The sequence below is a fragment of the Xanthomonas arboricola pv. guizotiae genome (assembly GCF_002940205.1).
In the GTDB taxonomy this organism is placed as follows: Bacteria; Pseudomonadota; Gammaproteobacteria; order Xanthomonadales; family Xanthomonadaceae; genus Xanthomonas; species Xanthomonas arboricola_C.
The window spans coordinates 107,986-133,883 of sequence record NZ_MDSK01000012.1; the positions used below are offsets into that span (position 1 = coordinate 107,986).

The window sequence follows — 25,898 nt, forward strand, 5'->3', positions numbered from 1 at the left end:
ACGGAGCTTTCGCCGCGCATGCCCTCTTTTTTCGCAAATGCAGCCATCCTTTCGCACTACCGCCGTCGCAGCGATGGCCAAGCGGCCGGCCCCAGCGAGCGCCTGCTGCTGGATCTGATCCGCCGCGCCGGGCAAGTCGAGCGCTCGGATCTACCGCATGCCAGCGGGCTCAGCGTGCCCGGCATCAAGGGCATCATCGACCCACTCGTGGCCCATGGCCTGCTGCAGCTGCGGCCCTCGTTGCGGCGTGGCCGCGGCCAACCGAGCGCGCAAGTGAGTCTGGTGTCGGGGTATGCATACAGCGTGGGGGTGTCGTTGATGGTCGATGGCTTCGCGGTGGTGCTAATCGACTTCGCCGGCCAAGTCCGTGGCATGCGCCAGCTCACTGCCTTCCCGCTGACGCTGGCGGTGGTGCGTGCACAACTGCCGGCCTTGGTGGAGACGCTGCTAAGGACGGCCGGGGTGGATCGGCAGCATGTGTTCGGTGTCGGTCTGAGCATGACCGGCCCGCGCATCGGCGACGGCACCCGGGTCAATCCGCCATTGTCGCTGGCAGCGGAATGGATGCAGGTGGAACTGGATCGGTTTGTCGCCGACTGTCTGCAGCTACCGGTCTGGATGGACAACGACGCCCATTGCGCCGCCCTGGCCGAGGCCGTGTACGGCATTGGTCGCCAATCACCGGATCTGGTTTATCTGTCGATCTCCGACGGCTTTGCTGCCGGCGTGATCGCCGCAGGCAACGTGCGCCGCGGTGCGCACGGCAATGTGGGCGAACTGGGGCGCATCTCAGCCATCACCGGCATGGCGAGGCCAACGCTGGAAAGCCTGCGTCAGGCATTGGTCGCCGATGGCCACGTGCTGCCGGACCTGCACACTATGCTAGAGAATTACGATGCGGCATGGCCACAGATTGAGGCCTGGCTGGATGCGGTGCAACCCACCGTAACGCTGGCGGTGGCGGCAATCATCGCCTTGATCGATCCGCGCGTGATCGTTTTCGGCGCGCGCCTGCCGACCGATCTTGCGCAGCGGCTGATCGCCCGCATCGCCTTCGAATCGGCGCCGCAGCGTGGCATGGCATCACCTTATCCGTCCTTGCTGGTAGGACAGGTGCACGCACAGGCCACGGTGCTGGGCGCGGCCATGTTGCCGTTCAAGGAAACCCTGTTCTAGCGCAAGCGATGCCACATGCGACCAATTAAGCCAACGTTGGACGTGCGGCATCATTTCGCATTGCGGCGGCAGATTTCGCCCTGGTCGGGTATTGTCATATGGCATTGGGTCTACTGGCCGCCACCAGTGCTCCGGAGCGCATCATGCGTATTGGCCCTTCGCAACCGTCCGTCCCGCTCGCCGCCACCTTGGCAACGCCCACGCACGCCATTCCAAGCGTGCCGGCGAACGTGCCGCACCAGCCCAGTGGCAACCAGCCACCCGGGGCGCGCCCGCGCCGCCGCGCCGCCACGTTGCCACCTCTGATGCCCTTGCCCGACAGCGCTATGACCGGCATGCAGGCACTGGTGGCGCTCGACGGAGAATTCTCCGAGCAGCGCCTGGTCGAGGTGCAGTCCAGGCAGATCACCGTGCAAGCCGCGCAAAGCACGCTTTCCAAGTATCTCGCGCAGGCGGGCACGGCACGGAAAACGGGGAGCATCGCGGAGCGCTTTGCCGCCGGCACCTTGCAGCCGGTCTACCTAGAGAGCGCCGCGTTCACCGCGATGGCGCGCGGCCTATCTGGCCGCGCACGCGCCGCGGCAGGCCCGGTACTGGTCGATGCTGAGCACGGCCGCATCATCTTTGACTTGAAACGCGCGTTTGCCGCTGGCGACAACTTCAGCGATCCAGCGCGCAGCGCATTGAGCAGGGCGCTGGATCTGCCCGGTCTTGGACTAGCCACGCCGCAATGGCTACAGCCAGCATCGTCCGCGCAGCCGCGTCGCAAGTTACAGCAAGCCGCTCGGTACCACGGCCACGAGATACCGGCGCGCGATGGCGGCACAGCGTTCTTCAAGGCCAACGACCATCATCTAGTGGCCGGCAAGCAGGCGTTGCTGCGCAAGCACCGCAAGGAGCTTATCCACGAGAACTATTTCCAGGCTCCCAGCACGCGCGCCCTGGGCAAGGACGTGATGGTGCACCGGGGCTTATTCGACAATCATGCGGGTATTCCGGAGAACTCGCTTGCCGCCATCGATCGCGCTTACGAGCAGGGGTATCGCAATCTGGAACTGGATGTCGAGGTCAGCGCCGACGGCGTACCGGTGCTGATGCACGACTTCAGCATAGGCCGCATGACCGACGACCCGCAGAACAGGCTGGTGTCGCAGGTGCCGTTTGCGCAACTGCGCGAGATGCCGCTGGTGATCCGCAACCCGGTAGACGGCAATTTCATCAAGACTGACCAAACCATTGCTGCCGTAGAACAGGCGCTGGAGCACGCGCTGCACAAGCCAGAGGCGATGTCGGTCGCACTCGATTGCAAGGAAGACACCGCCGAGGCGGTGGCGATGGTGTTGATGCGTCGGCCGGATCTGCGCCAGGGTGCGGCGGTCAAGCTTTATGCGAAGTACTACACCGGCGGCTTCGATCAATTTTTGTCCAACCTGTACAAGCATTACCAGATCAATCCACTGCACTCCCAGGATGCGCCTCGCCGTGCTGCACTCCACCGGCTGTTGGCCAAGATCAATGTGGTACCGGTCTTCAGTCAGGGAATGCTGGACGACCCACAGCTGCGCGATTTCTTCCCGGGCAAGGACGATGGCCCCGAGGGACTGGCCGAGACCGCAGTGCAATGGTTGGAGAGCTGGAACAAGATGCGCCCGGTCATCGTGGAGGCGGTGGCCACCGATCAGCAAAGCGCTGCGGGCAAGGCCATGGAACTGACACGTACACGTTTGCGTCAGCCGGACTCGGCTTACGCGCAGGCGGCATTTTCGTCCGCCTACAGGTATGAGGATTTCTCCCTGCCGCGCGCCAACCATGACAAAGACTATTACTTCTGGCGCAACTTCGGCGAAATGCAGAAGCTCAGCGGCGAAGCCTTCGGCATCAAGCGCAACACTGCCGGTGCCTTTCGCAATGCCGGCGAGAGTCTGTTGACAGACCAGCCAGAAGAAGAACTGCTCGCACTATTGGAAAACCGCATGCTGGCGCGTGGCCATACCGGCATGGAACTGGATCTTCCGCCAGAGACCCCCATCGACAGCGCACGCGATGCGCAGATCGTGCAGCAGCGCACCAGCGAATTCCGCGCAGCATCCAAGCCGGCCGACCCCGCGCTGGTGGCGGCCGTGCGAGAAGGCCGCGTTCTGGACCATAGCGCAGAGCTCCAGCACGATCCCGAAGCACGGCGCGCGGTAGATGCTCGCGCCGAATCGCTGGGACGACTGAACGTGCAATACCGAGGCGCACCGGTAACCCACTATCTCAACGCGCAGGCGGAAAAGATCGGCCAGGAGCAGTGAGACTGGCGAAGCGCTGCTGCGCCAGGTGCGTTGCTAGCCGGCGCCGCTCCTCCCGGCTGGGCGCCATTCTCCAGCCGTGGACCGCAGGGCGTGCTTCGACCACGACGATCACTGTCACCGCCATCGAGCGTTCCAGATAGCGGCAAGGGCTGGTACGCGATACCGGTGTGCGGTATACGCCGAAAGATGTCGGCCGAGCCTTAAGCGGTCCGCTTGTTGCCGTTCAGTGTGATCAATGAGAGGCGTGACACGTCCGAGTCCGTTATGAAGCAAGTGATGGCACGACGGCCCGGGCGACGTCCCTACCGACAGATCGGCGATGCGCTGCGGCTGGGTCAGAGCACTGTCACACGAATCTTTATACGGGCTGGCTTGAGCTGGCTATCGGCTCTGGAGCGGCCGCCCCCAGCCAATCGCTATGCGCCCCCCTTAACGATCTGCGCTGTTTGACCTGCTAATACGGCGCAGCTTTGGATGGGTCAATCGTTTCAGGCGACTGGCACGCGACTACGAGCGATTACCGGAAACCTTGGCTGTTTGCACTTTGTTGTCTTCACGATTCTGATGCTTGGAAATGCAGCCACGCTCTTTCAAAGTTCATAACACGCTCTAAATGCCTCAGGCGCGTCGATGCTGCATGGCAACGAGAGCGCGAGCGAACGCTTCTTCGACGCCATAGACTCTTTTGAACCATTCGATCCGCCTTCCACTCTCCATCAACGCTCTGCACCACGCGATCCGCAAGTGCACACATCTGCAACAACCACCCCAACAACACGCACCGAGCGTATGGGCGCGCTGGCTGCATCGATACGATCAGGTGCAGCGCAGGGCGTGCGCATCGTCCTTGGACCGACCGCCACCGCCGTGGTGGCCGCAGCGCGTGGCGAACTGCCCATCAGTGTCGACAAGCAATACCTGGGCGCAGTGTTGGGGCACACGGTGCACCAGTCCACTTCCGTTGGTACGACCACATTCGCGCGCGAGTTGCTGGGCGAAGGATTATTTGCCGCTCTTCGCCAGCTCCCGCCCGAAGCGGTCGTCGCCATGCAGGCTGTGTCGGGTACGCTGCAGATGGCGCTGCATAGATTGCGACGCAAACTCGAGAGACGCAACTTAGGGAACCTCTGAACAGCTCGTGGCGTTGCGAGCGAACTTGGGATTTCGCTTGATCGCGACAATCTCCGTTTTTGAAAATCAATCACTTACGCGTGATGCCTCCAGCCTCAGGCGTCAATCAGAAGTCTATCGAGGAGTTGTTCAGAGCTTCCTTGGATGCTGCTGCGCGAGGTTTCCACAATCTCAGTCACGAACAATGGGATGCATTGTCTGAAGACGAACGCGACGACAAGAAAGCCGAGCAGCAACATTGCTCGGATCTGGTCACCCGGCTCGCGCTGGCCGGCATCCTGAGCAACATCGCCCTGGGCGCGTCCGGCAAGGCATCCGGCGAACCGGAGACGGCCGCCAGGCTGCTGGCCAACGACCTGAAGATCGTCGCCTATGCGGCAGCCCGCGACACCATCCAGGCAACATTCAGGATGGTGGGAATGGCTGGCCCCACCAATGGCGGAATCAGCGATCCGCACATCACCAGCGCTGGCAGGTTCTACGGTATGGCCAACGTGCTGACTAACCTGGCATCGAACGAGCTGGCATCGCCGAACTTTGCAGCAGCCAGGAACCGCTGGGCCGGGCTGAACTCGCCTCTCACCAAAAGCGAGGCGACCAGTGTCATCTTTCGTCAAGCGGCAGTGGCCACGGCCTTGAATACAGTCCTGGAGACCTTGGACTGGATCAACGTCACCCAGCACGAAGCCGACGAAGCCGACGAAGCCGGGACGATGCAAATCTGGGAACCCGCGTTAAAGGGGAAACGAGAGGATCACGAGCGGGTCATGGACCATTCGGTCGCGCGGACGGCCGCCATCAATTCCAATATCTCGCTTGGTACCGCCATCAACATGATTGGTGCCTGGCTCGGGTTGTCGCCTGCACGCAGCGCATTGCTCGCCAATACGATATCTGGCGTGGCCGCCGGCATGCAATATAAGATCATCGGCGCCACCTGGCAGGCCGAGGCAGCAGTTCGCGGAGCCGAAGCATCTCGCGTGCAGGCTGGGTAAGCACAACGCTCAAGCTACCGCGCCTGCCACCCGGTAGGCACGGTGGTGCGCTGCACTACATGCATCGCTGCAATCGCAACAGCGTCATTCGATAATCACACCGCGCCTGATCAGAATCGAGTGAATGGCATGCGCATATCTATCGCGCTCTGCTGGCGTTTCAGAATGATAGGCGCCCACAGCGGCCCAGGTATTCCCATACTTATTAGTCATCTCGCGCAGCCGCCACGCCGCCACATATACGCTGACACAGGGATGCATCAGCGCGTCCCTGGAAATTCCGTAGCTGGAAAGACGCCGCAGGTGGATCGAATTGATCTGCATTTTTCCATAATCGATCGTACCGTTGCCATTGCGATGGATTGCATCGGCACGGCCACGTGATTCTTGCCACGCAATAGCGCGTAGCACCCATGGATTGACATGTTGATAACCTGCGGCTTCTTCAAAGCAGTCTGCGCGTGCAAGCGGCGCGACACACAACAGTGTTGCTGCAATCAACACGTGTCGCCCAGGCGCGACAGCAAACCAGGGCCGGAATGCGTACCATCGCTCGCTCACGCGCATGTTCCTAGAGGGCGTGGCCCAATGCTGCGGACGCCAAACACGCGTGCCGTGCACGGACGGACACTTGGTCGTATCGGTATCTGTCATGCCTTTCATCTGATCGTCGTTAGATTCAGCAACCCAGCGAAGCGACACGCACACCGGTTGATCCATCGCTCCACTCAAGCGCAGCACCATAACGGCATTTTTCACATGCATGCATGCCTCCGACGAAGCGCCTATGACATAAACGAAATCGAAGTGCGCATTGCTATTACATAGGTTCCTTCTAGCGTTTTCCTCGCATTTTCGGCGGCCAGGTTCGCAAGAAAAAGCTCACTTTCGCGTCCTGGCCGATGTTTCACACTTGCCTATTCTACCTTGTGGTCGGGGGCGGCACAGCGCTCCCGTTGCGCTCTTGCCGATGCAGCTTTCCGGCAATCCGCGATGTATCCATTTCACCCACATGAGACGGGAATCACCATGGACTCATCCATCGGAACCAATTTTTCGAATACCAGCGCCTTGCAGACGATGGGCATCGGGCCCCAGCAAGCCCAAGATGCCAGTCAGCGTTCGCCCTCGGCAGACTCCGAGCAGCAGCTGGATCAGCTGCTCGCTATGTTCATCATGATGATGCTCCAGCAGAGCCAAGGCAGCGATGCTAATCAGGACTGTGGAAACGAACAGCAGCAGGACGGCCTGAGTCCGTTGACGCAGATGCTGTTGCAGATCGTGATGCAGCTGATGCAGAACCAAGGCGGCACCAGTTTGGGCGGCGGCTTCAACGCAAACTTTTCGGGTCTCACCGGCCAGGCCTGACAGGCAAGGCGTGCAGGCTGCCGCGTGATGTGGCAGCCTGCACGTTTTACAGCATCAACAGCGCCCCCGACACTTTGCTCAGGGCGAGACAATATGCGGTGTCAGCAAAAACAACCGCTGCAGACGCTGTCCGCTCTGCTGGCGATGCTTGAACAGGTTGCCGACCACTGGAATCTTGGACAGCCCGGGGACCTTGTTCAGAGCGGTCTGATCGGTATCCTGGGCATAGCCGGCGATCAGCAGGCTCTGGCCCTCGTTGACGAACGCCTGCGTGGTGATTTCACTAGAGGTAATGACAGGAATGCCATCTACGGTATTGTCACCCAGCTGCCCGTCTTCGATGCGCACATCCAGGCGCATCTGCCCATTTGGCGAACCCGGTACCACACTCGGCAAGACGCGTAGCGACACACCTGCAGACAGGTTGTAGAGGTCTGCGGATGCATAACCGCTGACACGCACGAATGCCTGTTGCTTGTGATCCATCACTGCTTCCACGTTGTCCAGCGTCGCCACCTGCGGCGTGGACACGATCTTAGCCTTGTCGGTCTGCTCGAGCGCCGAGACGCGCGTCATCAGGTACCGCCCCGCGTCTCCCAGGACCGCAGTCAGCGTGCCACCCAATGGCACGTTGGCCCCTGTAGCCGCCACCCCGCTCAAGGTGCCATCGTAGCCAAGCTGGCCACCTCGCCCGTCGCCGGTCTGTACATCCACCCGCCGGCTATGGAAACGCCAGTCGACGCCGAGATCCTGCAGGGCGCCGTCGCGGATTTCGATGATGGTGGCATCGATCTGCAGCAGCTTGGGCCGGTTGTCGAGTTGCTGGATCAACGTGCCATAGGCGGCCATCCGCTCCGGGCGGTCGCGAATAAGAATTGCGTTGGTGCGCGGGTCGGCTTCGATCACCGGCGCGTCGGAGGCCAGCTCGCCACCGCTGCCGGCGTCCACCGACAGCGGCGTATCGCGGCGGGCCTGGCTCATCTCCGGCCACACGCTGGCCGGCGCATTGGCGCCATTGCCACTGCCCGGCAACGGCGGGCTGACCGGCACCCGCTCGGACGACGATCCGCTACCGAACCACGAGGCGGGCAATCCTAGGATGCCGGTGTTGCTGCCGCCGCCGTTCTGGCCCTGACCGCCATTGCCGAAGGTATTGGAAGAGCCACCGCCGATCGGTTGCACCCGCCCGAAATTGGCGCCCGGCCCGGGCAGCGCTGCAGCGGGCGCGCCACGCACGCCGTACATGCTACGCAACAAGCTGGCCATGCCCGGGACCTGGACGTCCTGCCCACCGATGCGGGTGCTGTGATCGGCCGCCTGCGCATAATGCAGCTGAAAAACCTGCACTTCGGTAGCGTCGCGTTGGCGTGCGCCCTGCTCGACCTGCTTGGCGATCGCGGTGACGGTGTCCACATACCCCGGCGGGCCGGACACCACCGCCACGTGCGCCGCCTCGTCGTAACGGACCGGAAAGCGCGGATCGTCCAACTGCATGCGAGCAAGCGCATCGCGCAGCGCACCCGTCGATGCCGCACCCAGATTCAAGGTCGCATTCTTGGTTTCGTTGGCGCCCCAGATTCTGAGCACGGCACCGTCGTAGTACCAGACGAAGCCGAACGTTGCAGACAAATCGTCGAGGAACTTCTGCGGGCTGGCTTCGAACTTGCCGCTGAGCGTGCCGGTCACTTCCGGTGAGATCCATGTGGTGACGGATTGACTGGCGGACAGGTCGCGCAGCACCTCCTTGAGATCTTTGTGGTCGGCAACGTATTTGAAGGTGCGCGAATGCCACGGCACCTGCGCGGCATTGGCATGCGGCGGCAGCAGCGGCAGCAGGCCGAGCAGCAGTGCGGCGGCCAACGGCGCGCGTCGGTGGCGGTGAACTGTAGGACGGGCGTATGCCATGGCGTTCCCTCTGTGAGGCAGTGAAAGAAGTCGTTAGGGCGGCGCCTGGCATGCAGGCGTCGGCCGGGAGTGCGTGCTGGTGCCGCCGAGCCGCGCACCAAGGCGTCGGCCTTACATCCAACGGTCGTGCGATCAGTGTAGGCAGCGCATGGCTGGGGAAGTCTCAACAAAGATCAGCGCGATGCGCCTCCCTTGCCGCTAATGGTGGCGGCATCGTGAAGCTGCTGCTGGAAATGCAGGAAGCCGAGTGCTTCGCCTAATTGCGCGATGAACACGCTGGTCAGCAAGGCGAGCAGCAGCAATGCAAGCACTCCACGGATCGGTTGACTTAGATTCGAAGGTTCCAGCTTGTCGGCGGCACGCGCCACGAAGCCGATGGCCAGATCCACCAGCACCAGCACCAACATCACCGGCGCGGACAGTTTGACGATTGCTGACATCATGCCGTCGGTCTGCTGGATAACGAACGACTCGGCAACTGCCCCGATGTCCGGCGAGAGCTGGCTCAACGGCCACCAGCGAAACGATTCGAACAGCGCGCCGAGCAGCATCAACATGCCGCCTAGCGCGTAGAACGATACGATCGCCAGCTGCATCAACACCGTGGAGACCGGCGTGCTCTGCTCCCCGCTGAGCGGATTGGTCATCTGCACATTGTTGTAACCGGACAGATCGTCGATCAGCAGGCCGACGCTCTCGGCGATCCAAAACACTGTCGATGCGGCAAATCCAATCAGCAGGCCAATGAAGGCTTCCTTGAACACCACCCCCACCAGGCCGGACGCCTGGATCCTCGCCAGCGCGTCAGCCGGTTGCCCATACGCGATGAACGAGCTCAGCACATAGATCACGCCGTTGCGCACCATACCGGGAAGGCTGTCCTGCGCGGTTGCCGGCAGCACGGAAAACATCACGAACACACGCACCCCGCACAGCGCCAGCAACGTCACCAGCGACAGACCCTGAGATGAAAGCGCCAGCAACGCGTTGGCGATGTCGTTCATCGCGCCACCCCGGGTGCCGCACGATGCGCGCGCAGTGCCACCAACGCTTCGATCGCGTCTTCTTCCTCTGCCGCTTCCCGGTGTGCTTGCCGGGCACGGCGCGCACTGGCAGCTTTTTCTGCATACACCTGCGCCTGTGCCTGCAGCTTGCTCACTGCCTGTTGCACGGATGCGAGCTCGTCGCGTGCGCTCTGAAGCGCCTGCCTGGCCGTCGCGAGCGCTTGTTCGGCAGCGCGGCAGCGCTCTTGCAGCACTGCGCGGAAGCGCTCGTGCTGCAGGATGGTGTCGATACCGATCGGCTCACCCGCACCGGCCTTGTCGACCAGCGCAGCGTCGAACGTAGCAAGGCGCGTGGTGCAGGCGTCCGCCTCCTGACTGCAATTGGCGCGTTCGCGCTCGCACTGTTCCAGCGCATGCTTGCAATCGCTCAGGCGCTCCTGCATACGCTCGCAGCGGCGCGTCTTCAGCTGCTGCAATGTTGCCCAGGTGTTCGCATGCTCACGCATCGTCGATCACGTTTGCAAGCTGCTCCAACGTGGCTTCATAGTCGCTGAGCTGATCGGTGGGCTGGCTGAGGAAATCGCGAATCGCATCGATCCTGGCGATTGCTTCGTCGGCGACTGCGTCGCTGCCCTGGCGGTATTCGCCGACCTGCAGCAGGGTCTCCACATCGTTGTACTTGGCCAGCAGGCGCCGCAACTGGCCGGCGTCCTGGCGTTGCTGTGCGGACACGATCTGGCTCATCACCCGGCTCAGGCTGCCCAGCACGTCGATGGCCGGGTACTGGTTCTTGGCAGCGATCTCGCGCGAGAGAATCAGATGCCCATCCAGGATACCGCGCACTTCTTCGGCGATCGGATCGCTGCCGGTGTCGTCCTCGGCCAGCACGGTGTAGAACGCGGTGATCGAGCCGCTCTCGCCCATGCCGGCACGTTCAAGCAGACGCGGCAACTCGGCGAACACCGACGGTGGAAAGCCGCGCCGCGTCGGCGGCTCGCCGGCGGCCAGACCGATCTCACGCTGCGCGCGGGCAAAGCGGGTCAGCGAGTCCATCATCAGCAGAACGCGCATGCCCTGATCACGAAAGTACTCGGCGATGGCGGTGCCGACGTAGGCGGCCTTGGCGCGCTCGATGGAGGAGCGATCGGAGGTCGCGCACACCACCACGCTGCGTGCCAGGCCCTCTTCGCCAAGAATCATCTCGATGAACTCGCGCACTTCGCGCCCGCGCTCGCCGATCAGCACGATCACGTTGACATCACATTGCGTGCCGCGCGCGAACATGCCCATCAAGGTGCTCTTGCCGACGCCGGCTGCAGCAAAGATGCCCATGCGCTGGCCTTCGCCCAGCGTCATCAAGCCATCGACGATCCGCACGCCGGTCGGCATGGGGTGTTCGATCAACCGCCGGCGCATCGGGTCGGGCGCCTGCGCCTGGATCCGTACCCAGGTATCGCAGGCAACCGGGCCCTGCCCGTCCGCCGGCTCGCCCAGGCCATCGAGCACGCGTCCCAGCAGCGCCGATCCGACCGGCACCGCCAGTGGCCGCCCCAATCCGATCACACGTGTCTCGCGCGATAACCCGACCAGCTCGCCGAACGGCGCCAGCAAGGCGAGATTGCGACTGAACCCCACCACCTCGGCGCGCTGCAACAGGCTGCCATCGCGCTGGCGCAACTCGCACACCTCGCCCAGACTGACCTGTACACCGGCCACCTTGAGCATGGTGCCAATTACTTCGACCACCTTACCGTAGCGGCGGCCGAACGCGAGCGCGGCTAATTCGCGCTCGAGCGTCGTTTCCAGCAGCGGCATCTCAGCAAGCATCCGACACCGCCTGCGGCGTGGCCAACACCCGGCGAATGACTCGCCGGAGACTGCGTAGCTGATCGCGCAGATCGGACTCGAACACGCCGGTATCCCATTCGCACACGCAGGCGCCCGGCGCCAGACTCGCGTCGCCGCACAGCTCCACCGGCATGCTCCAGCCTGCGGCCGCCGCGGCCGCATCGAAGGCGCGCCGCGCGTCGTCCAACGCATCGGGATGCACGCTCACCCGCAGGGCCTTCGCATCGTCCAGGGCGCCCTCCAATGCCTGTGCGGCACGCGCATACAGCGCGACGGGATCGTGCCCGTGGACGACCTGTTCGCAGGCGCGCGCGACGATCTCGGCCAGGCGCTCGCGTGCACGCTGCGCGGCTGCCTCGGTGGCGAAGGCATGCCGCAGGCCGCGCTCGTTCCACGTATCGAGCTGATGGCGCAGCCCGGCTGCATAGCCCAGGCGTGCGCTGCGCTCGGCCTTGTCCTGGGCATCGTTGAGGATCGCCTCGGCCTGCTGTTGCGCCTCGTCGATCAGCGCCTGTGCACATGCCTGAGCATCGGCCAAGGTCTGCGCGCAACGTGCGTGCACCTGCGCGGTTGCCGCATCCAGGGCCAGCACCGAGGCCAACGCCTCGCGCGGAATGACATCGCAGTCCAGACCGACCGCCTCGGGTGTGGACCTCAGCCACAGACGCATGGCGGCTCCGGCAACAGGGTGGGAAGCGCGTGCAAGAATGCAGTGCTCTCGCCGTCTGCGGCGACAGGCGCCACCTGAGCGGCGCCCAGCGGCAAGGACAGCGCCAGCAGCTTCGCCAAGCCGGGATCGGGCCACACATCATCGGCCTGCATCCGACGCCAGCCATCCCCGATCCACGCCACCTGATCGGCATCGCGCGGCAACAGCGGCACGGGCTGGCCGGTGACCGCACGCTGGCGCACATGCTCAAGCACCGCTGACCCCACAAGCTGCTCGAACCAGTCCAGGCGCTCGCGCTCGATGCAGCGGCGCAGCGCCAGTCCGCGCGAGAACAGGGCACGGCTGATCAGCACCTTGGCTAGCGAGGCGGGCGTGAGCAGGACCAGCGCGCTAGCCGGCGGATCGAGCGCCGCTAGCGGCAAGCCCGACCACCCCGACCAGGCCTGGATCACGCGCAAACGCCGATGCACAGGCGCCTGCGCCCAGCCCAGCGCTGCGACCGGACCAAGCCAATGCGCTACCCGCGCGGCATCCAGCGATTGCGCCAATGCCGCCAGCATGGCCGTCCAACGTTGAATCCACCGTACTGTATTGTCGACACGTGCGTCGTCCATTCGCTGACGTCACCCGGCATTTTTTCTGGTCAACGCGCGCAGGCGCTGCCAGCCGCCCCAGCGGCGCGCATCGGCGCTCGGCAACCAATACAGCGCTGCCGCAGCCCCCCCCACGCACAGCGCCAGCGCGCTTCCTACCAGCCATGGCCAAGGCCAGGTACGTGGCGGCGCCGATGCGGCGAACTGCGCATCGTCCTCCGCACCGCCCGGCACCAGCGTGACACTGACGTTTTCGTAGGTCAGCCCTTCCACGCTGTGCATCACCAACGTCTTGATGTTGGGCACCAGACTGGTCAGATCGCTGCCGACACGGAACTTGATGAACACCGCAGCGCTGGAGGGTTTGACCGAGGCCGAGAGCGGGTCGTTGTTGGGGAGCACGATTTCCACGTCGGCCGCGATCACGCCATCGATATTCGACAAGGTCTGCGACAACTGCTGCGACACGCCATAGATAAAACGCACACGCTCTTCGGTAGGTGTGGAGATCAGGCCGTCTTTCTTGAACATCTCGCCGAGATTGGCGTGCCGCTCATGCGGCATGCCGTGCGCGCGCAGCACGTCCAGCGAATACGACACCTGATCGTGCGGTGCATTGACCGCCCAGGTCTTGCCATCATCTGGCGTGACCTTTTCCGCATCCACACCGGCGCGCAACAGCACCGCAAGCATGTCATTGGCATCGTTCTCGGTGAGCCCGGAATACAGCTGCTGACTGCAGGCAGACAGCAGCAGTGCCACTAGCACCACCACCATGCATCTGAGCGCGCGCATGCTATTGGTTCTTGAACAGTGTTTGCACGGCATTCTTGCCCGACTGCGCCACGCCGACGCTGACATTGAGGTTGAAGCCAACCATCGTCAGCTCGTGCATCAACTTAATCTGTTGCGCCGTCACTTCCTGCAGCCCCATGGTCGGCGCCTGCATGCTGAAGGCATCGATATGCTCGGCCACGGTTCGCACACCATCGTTCTGCACATCGATCACCCTGCTCACCATGCTGGGTTCACCCGCACGCTGCATGGCAGGCGGCAACGGGTTTGAAGACTGCATCAACGCTTGAAAGCGGCTGACCAGCGTCTGGTTCGGCGCCGCCGCCGTCGGCGACAACGCTGGCGTGGAAACACCGCTACCTGCGGTGATCGGTGGGACGGGTGGAATGAGCGTCATGACTTGCTCCGGCAGGGTCGGGTCTGGCGATGCTCAGGCGCGCAAATACTGCGCGTTGGGAACTTCCATCTGTACCGCGGATTCAATCTGCGCCTCCACTGGCTCGGGCGTCGGGGTGTAGCGCCCGGACAGTGCCTTGACCAGGCCGACTGCGTCGGCATCGACGTCCTCTTCGATCAGTCCGTCTGCAATGCCGTGCCACGACGCGTCGCCCACCGCAAACAGGCAGCACGCGTACAAGGCCTTGCACAACGGCTTGGAGCCCGCATCGGCCTCCAGCTCGCGCAGCAGGCGTGCGCCCTCCAGATAATCGCCACGCTTGATCGCAATCCAGGCATCGAAGGTATCCAGCGCCTTCAGCTCTGGCCGCACCACCCGCACCGCCGCCAACACCGCTGCGGCCTCGTCGATTTTCTCGTGGGTCAGCCCGACAGTGATCAGTTCGATCAGCCCGCTAACCACCGCAGCGGGACATTCAATCTTTTCCATACCGCACCTCATCATTCAATGGCTGTGGACAGCATGCGTGCATAACGCTACGCGTCCTCGCCGAGCAGAACTTTTCAGAAGCGAACATCGGAATACCGTGGCGAACAAACCTTGCCGACTTCGCCCACCCACGCACACGTTCGCATCAAAAACGGATTGTCTGACGATGGCTCAACCACAATCGGCACGCAGCAAAAGTGGCCGGAGAGCGCCATGTCGGATGAGAAAACCGAGGAGCCGACCGAAAAGAAACTGCAGGATGCGCGCAGGGATGGGGAAATCCCGATCAGCCCGGACGTAACCGCAGCTGCGGTGCTGCTCGGTGCCCTGCTGGTGATGAAACTGGCTGGTAGTTACTGTTTCGAACACATGCGTACATTGATGTCGATCGGCTTCGATTTCACCGCCAACACGCGCGATACAGCAGCCATGAACCGTGCGCTCGGTCGCATCAGCATTCAGGGCTTGTTGCTGGTGCTGCCGTTCCTGGCCGCCTGCTTGGCGGCGGGAGTGATCGGCACGTTTCTCCAGACCGGTCTGAATGCCTCTCTCAAACCGGTGACGCCCAAGTTCGAGTCGCTCAATCCCGTGAACGGAGTCAAAAAGCTCTTTGCATTGCGAGGTCTAATCAACTTGCTCAAGTTGGGCATCAAAGCCATGTTAATCGGCGTGGTGATGTGGTTCGGGATACGCGCGCTCATGCCGATGATCATCGGGCTTGCCTACGAGCCAACGCCTGACATTGCCCAAATCGGCTGGCGTACGTTGGGCATGCTATGGGCCTTGGCGGTACTGGTCTTTCTGTTGGTTGGGGCGGCGGATTGGAGCGTACAGCGCTGGCTATTCATTCGCGACAAACGCATGAGCAAGGACGAGCAGAAGCGCGAACACAAGGAGAGCGAAGGCGACCCCGAAGTGAAGGGAAAGCGCAAGGAATTCGCCAAGGAACTAGTCTTCGGCGACCCTCGCGAACGTGTCGCCAAGGCCAAGGTGATGGTGGTCAATCCGACCCATTACGCGGTCGCACTCGCCTACGAGCCGGACGGTTTCGGCCTGCCGCAGGTTGTTGCCAAGGGTGTGGACGACGGTGCGCTGGAACTGCGCGCATTTGCGCACAACCACGGCATTCCGATCGTGGCCAATCCACCGCTGGCGCGTGCGCTGCATCAGGTCGAACTGGGCGACGCGGTGCCCGAGGCGCTGTTCGAAACGGTGGCGGTGGTGTTGCGCTGGGTGGATGAACTCGGCCGCGACAACGACGACGGCAGCAGCCCGCTGCCTTGCTAGGAGATCGCATGCGCCTTACACGGTATTTCGCATACAGCGGCGAGGTGGCGATCGCCCTCCTGGTGGTCGCGGTCATCGGCTTGATGATCCTGCCGCTGCCCACCCCGTTGATCGATACGCTGCTGGGCATCAACATCACCCTGAGCGTGGTATTGCTGATGGCCACGATGTACGTGCCCGACTCGATCTCGCTGTCCTCGTTCCCCTCGTTGCTGCTGTTCACCACGCTGCTGCGGCTGTCGCTGAACATCGCGTCGACTAAATCGATCCTGCTGCACGCCGAGGCCGGCCACATCATCGAGAGCTTCGGCGAGCTGGTGGTGGGCGGCAATCTGGTGGTGGGCTTGGTGGTGTTCCTCATCATCACCACGGTGCAGTTCATAGTGATCGCCAAAGGCTCCGAACGCGTTGCCGAAGTCGGCGCGCGCTTCACCCTGGATGCGATGCCCGGCAAGCAGATGAGCATCGATGCCGACCTGCGCGGCGGCAATCTGACCGCGGACGAAGCACGCCGCAAACGCGCGCGGCTGGCCATCGAGAGCCAACTGCACGGCGGCATGGATGGCGCCATGAAGTTCGTCAAAGGCGATGCGATCGCCGGCCTGGTGATCACCATGGTCAACATCCTGGCCGGAATCGTGGTCGGCGTGACCTACCACGGCATGAGCGCGGGCGATGCCGCAAACCGCTTTGCGATCCTGTCGGTAGGCGATGCGATGGTGTCACAGATCGCCTCGCTGCTGATCTCGGTGGCGGCCGGCGTCATGATCACCCGCGTGGCCAACGAGAACGAGACCAAGATCAGCTCGCTCGGGCTCGACATCGGCCGCCAGCTCACTAGCAATGCGCGCGCCTTGCTGGCGGCGAGCGTGCTGCTGGCCTGCTTTGCGTTCGTGCCGGGATTTCCGGCGCTGCTGTTCCTGCTGCTGGCGGCGGCGGTCGGTGCCGGCGGCTATACGATCTGGCGCAAGCAACGCGACATCAGCGGCACCGACCAACCCACGCTGCCATCGACCAGCCGCAAGGGCGCCAAAGGCGATGCGCCGCACATCCGCAAAAGCGCGCCGGATTTCGCCTCGCCCTTGTCGATGCGGCTGTCGCCGCAACTGGCTGCAAGGCTCGACCCGGCGCTGCTGGATCAGGCGATCGAAAGCGAGCGCAGGCAATTGGTCGAGCTGCTGGGGTTGCCGTTTCCGGGCATCGCGATATGGCAGAGCGACGCACTGCAGGATCTGCAATACGAAGTATTGATCCACGATGTCCCCGAGACCCGCGCCGAATTGGATGACACCGCCGACATGCAGAAAGCCCTGGCCCAGCAGGCCATCGCGCCGCTGCGCGCGCGCGCGCACCTGTTCGTCGGCATCCAGGAGACGCAGTGGATGCTTGAACAGGTGGGCGCGGACTATCCCGGGCTTGTCGCCGAGGCCAACAAAGCAATGCCGGCCCAGCGCATCGCCGATGTGTTGCGACGGCTACTGGAAGAACGCGTCCCGGTGCGCAACATCAAGAGCATTCTGGAGAGTCTGGTGGTGTGGGGGCCCAAGGAAAAGGATCTGCTGATGCTCACCGAGTATGTGCGCTGCGATCTCGGCCGCTATCTTGCGCATACCGCGACCGCAGGCACTGGGAAGCTGCCTGCAGTGATGCTCGACCATGCTGTGGAGCAACTGATCCGGCAGTCGATTCGCGCCACTCCTGCCGGCAATTTCCTGGCCCTGCCACCGGAGCAGGCCAGTCAGCTCGTTGAGCAGGTGGAGCGCATCGTGGGCGATCAGGCGCGGCATCCACTGGCGGTGGTCGCATCGATGGACGTGCGCCGTTATGTGCGCCGCATGATCGAGGCGCGGCTGGGTTGGCTGGAGGTCTATTCGTTTCAGGAACTGGGCGCGGAGGTGCAGCTGCAGCCGATCGGCAGAGTGGTCGCCTGATGCGCAAGCCGCCCGCCCGCCATGTGCGCATCCTGCCGCTCGCCGGCCCACCGCTGCGGCCGGCGGCTCCGGCAACGCCGCTGCGGCTGGCGCAACGCGCCAACTTCATGCAATTACGACGACGTTTGAATGGCGCGCAGCTCGCGGTACCGGACGCTCTGTTGCCGCAGGAGTGCGACGACTATCCGCCGCAGCCCGATGTTGAGGATGCTGCGGATGCGGATGCGGATGTGGCCAACGAAGAGCATGACCCTGCGCCGGTGCGAAGCGCCCCGTCATTGTGTCTCGATCAGGGTCACCATCGACAGATCGCTCGACGCAATGACAGTGATGCGCTGGGGCGGCAGATCGCTACCGAGTGGATCCGCACTCAGCGCGCGCAGATGGCCATCAATCACATCGCGCTGCGCGTGGCCGAGTTCTGCAACGCCACGCAGGTGCGCGGCTCAGGCACCTGGGAGGCGTGGCTGGACATCAACCACGACCTGCTAGCGCAAACCACCTTGTTTTTGCGGCTTTCGCCAGACCAGCTATCGCTTCGCTTCAACACCAGCTCACCCGACGCGCGCGAGGTACTTTGCAGTGAAAAAAATCGTCTGGATACCGCACTGAAGGCAACGCTGAGTGACACGCTCCATGTCAGCATCGAGGTTGTCTGACGCCGCACACGCGGCAGCATAGCCATAAGGAGGGATCCCGTCTTGCCACCCGATCCAGGCCTAGCTCCACCGGCACGCGCCCTCTCTCAGGCACTGAGGCAGGTACCGGCCGTGCGCGCGCAGCTGGGCAGATTGCTCGGTGATGCGCGTGCAGCACGCCGCTGCGGCTTCATCACGCACTGCCGCGGCATCCACGCCGTGGACGCGGCGCGGCTGCGGCTGCAGTTGGACAGCGGCAGCATGGATCTGCGGATCGCCGCACGCGATGGTCTGGCGCTGCTGTTGAACGAAGCCGACGACGCACTTCGCGTGTCGATTGCCGGGGTGCTGTTGAGCGATTGCCTGAGCGCTTTCGCACCGCTCGGACTGGGTACTGCCGAGGTCGTCGCCTTCGAGCGCGATGCAGAGGCCGACGATTCCCCCGGCATCGGCATTACGCTTGGCGACATCGACGCGATCGCCGAGACCGCCGGCCCGCTCCTGCTTGGCGCACTGCAATCGGCCAATGCTGCGCTGGCGATGCCAACACCTCTGCCGGCCTGGTTGGCCGCACTGCGGGTGAACACGAGCCTGCGCATCGGCAAGCGCACCGCATCGGCAGCGCTGCTGCAATCGCTGCGCCCGGGCGATGTCTTGCTGCGCGGCATTGCCTCGGCTCCGCTGCACGGCGGCGAACTGCTCTGGGGCATACCGGGAGGCGCAGTGTTGCGTGCCCCGGTACGCCTGAACCTGCAACAGATGATTCTGGAGACCACACCCGCCATGCAGCAAGATATCTCCGAGCAAGAGGCCTCACCATCCACCACCGATGTGGCAGCACTGGAACTGCCGGTGCAGCTGGAAGTGGACCAGCTGGCGCTGCCGCTGTCGGTGCTGTCGGGCCTGCAGCCCGGCCAGATCCTCGAAATGTCGGTGCCGGTGGATCAGGCCGACGTCCGCCTAGTGGTCTACGGCCAGACCATCGGCATCGGCAGGCTGTTGGCCGTGGGCGACCATCTTGGCGTGCAGATCCTCAGCATGGCGGAGACTACGCATGCAGATGCCTGACGTCGGGTCGCTGCTGCTGGTGGTCATCCTGCTGGGGTTGCTGCCCTTCGCGGCGATGGTGGTCACTTCCTACACCAAGATCGTGGTGGTGCTCGGCCTGTTGCGCAATGCCATCGGCGTGCAGCAGGTGCCGCCGAACATGGTGCTCAACGGCGTCGCGTTGCTGGTGTCTTGCTTTGTGATGGCGCCAGTGGGCATGGAGGCATTCAAGGCCGCGCAGAACTACAGTGCCGGGGCAGACAACAACCGCGTGGTGGTCTTGCTCGACGCCTGCCGCGAGCCATTTCGGCAGTTTCTGCTCAAGCACACCCGCGAGCGCGAAAAGGCCTTCTTCATGCGTTCTGCGCAGCAGATCTGGCCCAAGGACAAGGCCGACACGCTCAAGGCTGACGATCTTCTCGTGCTGGCACCGGCATTCACGCTCAGCGAATTGACCGATGCGTTCCGCATCGGCTTTCTGCTGTATCTGGTGTTCATCGTCATCGACTTGGTGGTGGCCAATGCATTGATGGCGATTGGGCTTTCGCAGGTGACGCCGACCAACGTGGCGATCCCATTCAAACTGCTGTTATTCGTGGCGATGGATGGCTGGTCCATGCTGATCCACGGCCTGGTTCTGAGTTATCGGTGACGGCATGGACCACGACGATCTTGTGCGATTCACCTCCGATGCCCTATTGCTGTGCCTCAAGGTGTCGTTGCCGGTGGTCGGCGTCGCCGCGCTGGCCGGGCTGCTGATCGCCTTCATCCAGGCGGTGATGTCACTGCAGGACGCATCGATTTCGTTCGCGCTCAAACTGGTGGTGGTGGTGGCTGCCATTGCGGTCACCGCGCCGTGGGGTGCCTCGGCGATCATGCAGTTCGGCCAGGCGCTGATGCAGGCGGCGTTTCCATGATCCGGCGCATTTCGCCCGGCGCCGTGCCGCCGTCGGTTTCGAGCGCGCCCGGCGTATCGCACAAGCACGCCGATGCGCCGCACACCGATGTGCAGCCACTCGCCGACGCCGTAACGCATGGACCGCGTCTGCGCCCCGCTCCGCCGCGCAAGCGTCGACGTGGCATGCGCTCGCTGGATGGCCAGGACGACGAGTTCGACACCACCGAACAGGGAGAAGACGAAGCGGCGCGCGTGTCGGTGCTGCGTGGCCGTGTCAGCATCGCAATCGCGCAACCACAGGGCCAGGGGCGAGGCCAGGACGATCAGCACGGCGAGGGCGGCAACGCACAGGCCGGCGATCCGCAGGCAGCTGTTTGGTCGGGCGCGTCGCCGCTGCAATCGGACCCCGGCGTGCGTGCAAGCGTCGACTGCGTCCTCGGCCGCTACGCGGCGACGCGCGCCGCAGACCCGATGACCAGGAAACGCGCGCTTGCGGTCGCCCTGGTCGAACTGCGCGCAATCGCCATCGCCCATCCGGCCACCACATCGTTGACGGCCATGGTCTGGAGATTGATGCGCGAGCACCTGCTCTCAGGCAGCGCGGCCACCTCTGCGGAAAACGTCCAGGCATTACGCAAGCTTCTGGTAGAGCTGGTGCCGGCGCAACCGGAGCCATCCCCAGCGCTGCGTAATTTCCATCTACTGCTGCCGCTGGTGCTGCTCAACGCGGAAAAACCGCGTAAACGCGTCGATCGTGCGGACGCCATCACACGTTTGAACACACTGCTGATCGAGCACCCGGAGCGGGCCGCTCAGGAGATTCGCGCATGACCATGCAACTTCGCGTCCTGACAGGAATCCATGCCGGCGCACGATTAGATTTGGAGCCAGGATGCTACACGCTGGGCGCAGATCCCCAAGCCGATATCCGGATCGAAGACTGGCCTGGTTGCTCGCTTATCATCGAGGTGGATCATGATGGTCAAGTGCGTTATCGCGGCGACGCGTTCCCAACTACATCGTTTATCGCGCTGCATCCAGTGCGCTTTGGTCCACTGGTGCTGTGCCTTGGTGATGCTGCGGCGGATTGGCCAGACGATGTGGCATTGCTTGAGCGGCTGCTTTCCCCAGCCCCGACGTCGGCGCCGCCCGCGCCTAGGCGAAAGGGAATGCGTGCAGTGGTGGGCGCCGTGCTAGCGCTGGCCGCCACAGCGTTGCTGCCCTCACTGCACCCGGCGTTTCTTTCCCACGCTGCCACCTCGCAGCATCAGGACAACCAAGCCAATCAGGTCAGACCCTTGCTGAAGCAACTTGGCTTGCGCGAAGCGCGTGTGGAGCAAATTGGCACGCGCGTGCGGGTGGTAGGCCTGGTGACCAGCAGCGCCGACGCGGCCCGCCTGCGCGCCCAGTTGCATCGGTACCATCAAGCCGTCACTGCCGATGTAATGGTAGTGGACGAGGTACTGGCAACGCTGCGCGACACCTTGGCGGACCGCGACCTCAGCGTGCGTTACGACGGTAATGGCGTTTTTTCGATTACCGGAAGCAGCGACAACGCCGAGCGTGCGACCCGACGCATCGCCGATATACGCAGCGATCTAGGCCCGGAGATCCGCACGCTGCATGTTGAGATCAGCCAGCAAGACCCGTCCGTGAAGCCCCCCGCAAACTACGACGCAGCTCTGCTCGCCGACGGGCTGCATTACGTCGAGACGCCGGACGGCACTAAGCATCTGACTTTCCTGCCGCAGCAAGCGGCGCCGTGAGAGAGCCGTACCATGTTCGATGCAATGACCGACACCGTCACTCAGGATATGAGCAAGATATTACAGACTAAGGCACTGGACGTCTCCGGCGAGCGGCTGCTCAACGTCGAGACCGCGCTTGATGCGACAGCGCAGCAGATCCGTGGGCACTGGTCCGCAGCTAACGATCAGGTTGCGCGAAACGAACTTACCGTCTTGCACGAGGGCATCAATGCTGCCCGCAGCATCGTCGCTCATATCGCCGGCATGCCTTGATCATTGATTTCCTTGGTCGTGTCGACCAAGTAAAACCGCGCCATCAGGCGCTATATATGTTACGCACCCACCTCTGAGGAGTCCCGATATGTTTTCGAAATTAGATTCACTCCACTCCCGCTTCGATCAGGGAAAGGATGGCCAGCTGGCCGGCTTCAAGAACGACTACTCTAATCAGAATGCTCTAAACGGCTCAGACGGGCAGATCGATTCCTTACTAGATGGCCTCGGCGCCAGTGGTGAGAATCAAAAGAGAATGAACAACAAGATCACTATGATCAAGAACGATCTCGACTTTAACGTGACACTCAACAAATTCATTGGCAAGGCGGGTGACAACGCCAAACAGCTAGTCGGTTCGTAACGGCTTCTGACATGACGCAGGGCTAATCCACCGCCCTGCGCATGTTTCACGGCAGATGAGCAACGCCCGATTCGAAGCGATCGTCCAGCAGATATGCGAAGCGCTGAACCTGACGGATGTGCAGGGGGTGCTCAGCAGACGTGTGCTGTGGGTGGACGGGTTTGAAGTCTATCTGCATATGCCCGCAGCCCAGGCCGACGACGAAGCACAGCAAGTGCCGGAGGAAGAAGCACTCTTCCTACGAATCTCCTATGGCCTTGCTCCTGCAGGACGGACCCTGACGGTGTTTCGGCTGTTGTTGGAAGCCAACCTGTCGGTGTACGCGCAGGACCAGGCGCAACTCGGCTTAAACGATGCCGGCGTGATCGTTCTGATCGTGCGCGTCCCGCTGGACGATGATGTCGACGGCGCGTGGATCTGCGACCTGCTCGCCCACTATGCCGAGCATGGCCGTTATTGGAACAACAACATCTTCATTGCACACGACGAAATGTTCGAAGGAATCGCGACGGGAAATTATCTATGGCTACGCGCGTGATGCACGTTGAACTCCGCATCGGGCCGATTGTGTCTGCAATCGGTAGCAGCTCCATCCACAGCGTCGCTGCGCATCGCCGCCGGTGGCAGAGTAGCCTTTCCCGTCTGCGTGACTCGGCCCGTACTTCACTCGCACAGGACATTTGTCAATGAATCTCGCCATTCCCTCAAGTACCACAGCGTGCTTACAGCCGTCCTCATTCTCCCCCTCGCAGCGACAAGCCTTGACTGCGGTGATCATGAGCATGGTGGCTTACTGTCTGCAACGCATGCTCAGCGACATGCTGCAGGCTGGTAACAAACCGTCCAATGGCCCTGAACCGCCGAACGATATCAATCCGACACCATCGTCATCGCCATCGATGCCGCCATCGAACCCGTCGTGTTCCACCAACTCAGGCGGGCAAAACGGAAGCGGTACCGGCAATGGGAATGGGAATGGGAACAACGGTGGTAACGGCAGCGATACCTCCGGAAGGGGGAGCAGCAACGGAACGGAAACTTACAGCGGCACATCCACCACCACTCCGACTCACTCGGCAACGCCCACGCCAACCAACGGTACTCCGGGCATGCCAGGCCCAGCCGGATCGCAGGCGCCACTTCCTACCGGCAAGGTCGTCACCGCGCCGCCCGGCATCCAGAACAAGCCCATCGTGGTGCACAAGGGCGAGGTCTTCGATGGCAAGGGCCAGACCTACATCGGCGGGCCTGGACTTGGTGATGGCTCACAGAACGAGCACCAGCAGCCGTTGTTCGTCGTCGAGGACGGCGGCAGCCTCTGCAACGTCCATATGAAAGGCGGTGGCGACGGTGTGCATTTCATCGGCAGCGGCAAGATGGTCAACTGTGTCAACGAAGATGTCAGCGAGGATGCGGTCACCATCGATGGCCAGGGAAACCGCGAGCATGATGCCGGCATTGCAGGTTGCAGCCCGGAGCTCAGCGGCCGGCCGAAGGTCGAGATCATCAACTGCACATTCAAGAATGCCTCAGACAAGGTCGTGCAGGACAACGGCGCTGCCGATGTCATGATGTCGGGTGACACTGTCGAGGGCGCCGGCAAGGTCTTCCGTACCAATGGTGGACATACCGATATCGACACGAACCTTCGGGTCGAAAACTGCGAGTTTGACCAGGTCAAGGAAGCGGTGTTCCGCACCGACGCACCCGGCGCGACGGTGACACTGGCAAACCTTGCGACCGATGCACCTGACGAGGTGATTGCCCCCAACGCGTCGCAGGCCACCGGGGCGAAAAGTTTTGGCCATAAAGCCTACAGCGGCTGACGCCGCCGTTGGCCAAACTGTGCTTTGGTCGCCCGGCGGATGCTGTGTCTGATTGCAGCATCCGTCAGCTGGCTTGCGCCGTGCTCCGTAACACAACACGTGTTCGCTACCCCGTTTTTTTCGCTTCCCTGTTCGCAGTCCTGCCAACAGTACACTCAAGTCGAAGTCAACAGGGACTGGTAAAAGCCCCAAGCGAGCCAACGTGCTGTCGGCGGAGGATTGTCACAGATTCCTTCCGGATCGCGAACCCGACCTGAATTTCTTACGACCATCAGATCGCGGTGCCAGTGCATCGCTTCGGGTTAACGTCGAGATCTTCCAGATCTACGTCATCGCTAGCGGCACGCGGGGGGAAAGTAAGTGGGCGGGGGAGGCAAACCTCCCTACTCACGCTAGCCACTTCAAACATCTTGAATGAAGGTGAACAGACATGAGACTTCCGCTCTCCGAATTATCCGGGTCGCCCCAACCCTCCGCAGCTGAATCGGATGACATACATCACTGGGGCCAGTCGTCTCAATCTCCCGCTGCGCCCAGCTTTGCAAGCGTCACGACGCCTGAGTCGCCGGAGCTGTCAGGGCTGAGGGCGTCCCTGGGGACGCGTCCCGGCAGGTGGCAAAAGAGGGGCGGCGATCCATCCATGGAGCACCATGGGATGGCTCAACGCGACAGAGATCCATCTCTGGATCATCAGCCATTGCAGATGGGCGAACACCCATTTATGGAGCAACATGAGGCGATACGAATGGGCCAATACCCGGCTTTGGAGCAACATGAACTGCAGCGGGTCGCCGGCCAAGGTCGACTTTCCGGTGCCGGTGCAACGCATGCGGCAAACCAGCAGGTTGATTCGTTGCTTGACGATCTCGGCACATCTAACGCGGATCAGAAGCACATGAACAGCACAATCACCATGCTCAAAAACGACCTTGATTACAATGTATCGCTCAACAAGTACATCGGTAAGGCCGGCGACAACGCAAAAAGCCTGGTCGGTCAGTAAGGGCATTTGACATGACGCAGGGCTAGTCGGTAGCCCTGCGCGCGTTTCCCGGCAGATAAGCAACACCCGATCCGGGGTGATCGCCCGGCAGATGAGCGAATCACGGGGCCTGCTGGATGTCCAGACGGTGCTAAGAGCGGCTAACAAAACCCTTGAATTCTGTTGAGTCGGCGACAACATTGCCGGCATGACACGTCGCAACGAGATCCCTAGTGCGC

At 62.6% G+C, this 25,898-nt stretch carries 27 protein-coding genes and 2 pseudogenes; 19 read left to right on the forward strand and 10 right to left on the reverse strand.

What is annotated here, in order from left to right:
- The first annotated feature begins 18 nt into the window (after positions 1-18).
- The 5 genes and pseudogenes from XarbCFBP7408_RS09590 to XarbCFBP7408_RS22730 all read left to right on the forward strand — a co-directional run bounded on the left by XarbCFBP7408_RS09590 (position 19) and on the right by XarbCFBP7408_RS22730 (position 5,596).
- On the forward strand, positions 19-1,176 hold the full coding sequence (locus XarbCFBP7408_RS09590; protein WP_104562746.1) for an ROK family protein: 1,158 nt from the start codon (positions 19-21) through the stop codon (positions 1,174-1,176).
- 143 nt (positions 1,177-1,319) lie between these two features.
- Positions 1,320-3,470 (forward strand): type III secretion system effector avirulence protein AvrBs2, encoded by a 2,151-nt coding sequence (gene avrBs2 / locus XarbCFBP7408_RS09595; protein ID WP_104562779.1) that lies wholly within the window; start codon positions 1,320-1,322, stop codon positions 3,468-3,470.
- Between the two features lie 454 nt (positions 3,471-3,924).
- Positions 3,925-4,073 (forward strand): annotated as a pseudogene (locus tag XarbCFBP7408_RS23130) (transposase); the annotation flags it as partial.
- Between the two features lie 27 nt (positions 4,074-4,100).
- A pseudogene (locus XarbCFBP7408_RS22360) lies at positions 4,101-4,588 on the forward strand (hypothetical protein); the annotation flags it as partial.
- Between the two features lie 153 nt (positions 4,589-4,741).
- On the forward strand, positions 4,742-5,596 hold the full coding sequence (locus XarbCFBP7408_RS22730; RefSeq protein WP_429001786.1) for a hypothetical protein: 855 nt from the start codon (positions 4,742-4,744) through the stop codon (positions 5,594-5,596).
- A gap of 84 nt (positions 5,597-5,680) precedes the next feature.
- Here XarbCFBP7408_RS22730 and XarbCFBP7408_RS09625 read toward each other — a convergent pair whose 3' ends face one another.
- Positions 5,681-6,250, reverse strand: a complete 570-nt coding sequence (locus tag XarbCFBP7408_RS09625) for a lytic transglycosylase domain-containing protein (RefSeq protein WP_429001380.1) — start codon at positions 6,248-6,250, stop codon at positions 5,681-5,683.
- A gap of 375 nt (positions 6,251-6,625) precedes the next feature.
- Between XarbCFBP7408_RS09625 and xopA the strand changes: the two genes are divergently transcribed.
- Positions 6,626-6,964: a XopA/Hpa1 family type III secretion system protein gene (xopA, locus tag XarbCFBP7408_RS09630; RefSeq protein WP_104562750.1), complete on the forward strand. Its 339-nt coding sequence runs from the start codon at positions 6,626-6,628 to the stop codon at positions 6,962-6,964.
- A gap of 78 nt (positions 6,965-7,042) precedes the next feature.
- Here xopA and sctC read toward each other — a convergent pair whose 3' ends face one another.
- From sctC to XarbCFBP7408_RS09675, 9 genes are all read right to left on the reverse strand, one after another.
- A complete protein-coding gene (sctC, locus tag XarbCFBP7408_RS09635; RefSeq protein ID WP_104562751.1) occupies positions 7,043-8,869 on the reverse strand; it encodes a type III secretion system outer membrane ring subunit SctC in 1,827 nt (608 codons plus the stop codon).
- A 173-nt stretch (positions 8,870-9,042) separates the two neighbouring features.
- Positions 9,043-9,873 carry a type III secretion system export apparatus subunit SctT gene (gene sctT, locus XarbCFBP7408_RS09640; RefSeq protein ID WP_104562752.1) on the reverse strand — a complete coding sequence of 277 codons (831 nt, stop codon included), beginning with the start codon at positions 9,871-9,873 and terminating at the stop codon, positions 9,043-9,045.
- A complete protein-coding gene (locus tag XarbCFBP7408_RS09645) occupies positions 9,870-10,379 on the reverse strand; it encodes a type III secretion protein HrpB7 (RefSeq protein WP_104562753.1) in 510 nt (169 codons plus the stop codon). Before XarbCFBP7408_RS09645 ends, sctT begins: the two co-directional genes overlap by 4 nt.
- Positions 10,372-11,700: a type III secretion system ATPase SctN gene (gene sctN, locus XarbCFBP7408_RS09650; RefSeq protein ID WP_104562754.1), complete on the reverse strand. Its 1,329-nt coding sequence runs from the start codon at positions 11,698-11,700 to the stop codon at positions 10,372-10,374. Before sctN ends, XarbCFBP7408_RS09645 begins: the two co-directional genes overlap by 8 nt.
- A complete protein-coding gene (gene sctL, locus XarbCFBP7408_RS09655; RefSeq protein WP_104562755.1) occupies positions 11,690-12,391 on the reverse strand; it encodes a type III secretion system stator protein SctL in 702 nt (233 codons plus the stop codon). Before sctL ends, sctN begins: the two co-directional genes overlap by 11 nt.
- Positions 12,376-13,005: a type III secretion protein HrpB4 gene (locus XarbCFBP7408_RS09660; protein WP_104562756.1), complete on the reverse strand. Its 630-nt coding sequence runs from the start codon at positions 13,003-13,005 to the stop codon at positions 12,376-12,378. Before XarbCFBP7408_RS09660 ends, sctL begins: the two co-directional genes overlap by 16 nt.
- 9 nt (positions 13,006-13,014) lie before the next feature.
- Positions 13,015-13,779, reverse strand: a complete 765-nt coding sequence (gene sctJ / locus XarbCFBP7408_RS09665; RefSeq protein WP_104562757.1) for a type III secretion system inner membrane ring lipoprotein SctJ — start codon at positions 13,777-13,779, stop codon at positions 13,015-13,017.
- Between the two features lies 1 nt (position 13,780).
- On the reverse strand, positions 13,781-14,176 hold the full coding sequence (locus XarbCFBP7408_RS09670; RefSeq protein ID WP_104562758.1) for a type III secretion protein HrpB2: 396 nt from the start codon (positions 14,174-14,176) through the stop codon (positions 13,781-13,783).
- Between the two features lie 33 nt (positions 14,177-14,209).
- A complete protein-coding gene (locus tag XarbCFBP7408_RS09675) occupies positions 14,210-14,665 on the reverse strand; it encodes an HrpB1 family type III secretion system apparatus protein (RefSeq protein ID WP_104562759.1) in 456 nt (151 codons plus the stop codon).
- Between the two features lie 213 nt (positions 14,666-14,878).
- Here XarbCFBP7408_RS09675 and sctU point away from each other — a divergent pair, with 213 nt between their 5' ends.
- The 13 genes from sctU (at position 14,879) to hrpE (XarbCFBP7408_RS09740) (ending at position 25,680) form a co-directional block, all read left to right on the forward strand.
- Entirely contained in the window at positions 14,879-15,952 is a 1,074-nt protein-coding gene (sctU, locus tag XarbCFBP7408_RS09680) for a type III secretion system export apparatus subunit SctU (protein WP_104562760.1), read from the forward strand.
- 8 nt (positions 15,953-15,960) lie between these two features.
- A complete protein-coding gene (locus XarbCFBP7408_RS09685; protein WP_104562761.1) occupies positions 15,961-17,883 on the forward strand; it encodes an FHIPEP family type III secretion protein in 1,923 nt (640 codons plus the stop codon).
- Positions 17,883-18,542 carry a type III secretion system protein SctP gene (gene sctP, locus XarbCFBP7408_RS09690; RefSeq protein ID WP_104562762.1) on the forward strand — a complete coding sequence of 220 codons (660 nt, stop codon included), beginning with the start codon at positions 17,883-17,885 and terminating at the stop codon, positions 18,540-18,542. The genes XarbCFBP7408_RS09685 and sctP overlap by 1 nt, the downstream gene beginning before the upstream one ends.
- A 42-nt stretch (positions 18,543-18,584) precedes the next feature.
- A complete protein-coding gene (gene sctQ, locus XarbCFBP7408_RS09695; protein WP_429001378.1) occupies positions 18,585-19,589 on the forward strand; it encodes a type III secretion system cytoplasmic ring protein SctQ in 1,005 nt (334 codons plus the stop codon).
- Positions 19,576-20,220, forward strand: coding sequence for a type III secretion system export apparatus subunit SctR (sctR, locus tag XarbCFBP7408_RS09700; protein WP_104562763.1), 645 nt, complete (start codon positions 19,576-19,578; stop codon positions 20,218-20,220). Before sctQ ends, sctR begins: the two co-directional genes overlap by 14 nt.
- Before the next feature lie 4 nt (positions 20,221-20,224).
- Positions 20,225-20,485 carry a type III secretion system export apparatus subunit SctS gene (gene sctS, locus XarbCFBP7408_RS09705; protein WP_104562764.1) on the forward strand — a complete coding sequence of 87 codons (261 nt, stop codon included), beginning with the start codon at positions 20,225-20,227 and terminating at the stop codon, positions 20,483-20,485.
- Complete coding sequence (locus tag XarbCFBP7408_RS09710; protein WP_104562765.1) at positions 20,482-21,297, forward strand: 4-hydroxyphenylacetate catabolism regulator HpaA; 816 nt, start codon at positions 20,482-20,484, stop codon at positions 21,295-21,297. The genes sctS and XarbCFBP7408_RS09710 overlap by 4 nt, the downstream gene beginning before the upstream one ends.
- The gene (gene hrpD5, locus XarbCFBP7408_RS09715) at positions 21,294-22,232 is read left to right on the forward strand and encodes an HrpD5 family protein (RefSeq protein WP_104562766.1); all 939 of its coding nucleotides are present in this window, start codon (positions 21,294-21,296) and stop codon (positions 22,230-22,232) included. The genes XarbCFBP7408_RS09710 and hrpD5 overlap by 4 nt, the downstream gene beginning before the upstream one ends.
- A gap of 12 nt (positions 22,233-22,244) precedes the next feature.
- On the forward strand, positions 22,245-22,487 hold the full coding sequence (gene hrpD6 / locus XarbCFBP7408_RS09720) for an HrpD6 family protein (protein WP_104562767.1): 243 nt from the start codon (positions 22,245-22,247) through the stop codon (positions 22,485-22,487).
- 88 nt (positions 22,488-22,575) lie between these two features.
- Complete coding sequence (hrpE, locus tag XarbCFBP7408_RS09725) at positions 22,576-22,851, forward strand: HrpE family protein (protein ID WP_181106380.1); 276 nt, start codon at positions 22,576-22,578, stop codon at positions 22,849-22,851.
- A gap of 55 nt (positions 22,852-22,906) precedes the next feature.
- Positions 22,907-23,389 (forward strand): CesT family type III secretion system chaperone, encoded by a 483-nt coding sequence (locus XarbCFBP7408_RS09730; RefSeq protein WP_104562768.1) that lies wholly within the window; start codon positions 22,907-22,909, stop codon positions 23,387-23,389.
- 244 nt (positions 23,390-23,633) lie between these two features.
- Positions 23,634-24,677 carry a pectate lyase gene (locus XarbCFBP7408_RS09735; RefSeq protein WP_104562783.1) on the forward strand — a complete coding sequence of 348 codons (1,044 nt, stop codon included), beginning with the start codon at positions 23,634-23,636 and terminating at the stop codon, positions 24,675-24,677.
- A 745-nt stretch (positions 24,678-25,422) separates the two neighbouring features.
- On the forward strand, positions 25,423-25,680 hold the full coding sequence (gene hrpE, locus XarbCFBP7408_RS09740) for an HrpE family protein (protein WP_104562784.1): 258 nt from the start codon (positions 25,423-25,425) through the stop codon (positions 25,678-25,680).
- Positions 25,681-25,898 lie beyond the last annotated feature (218 nt).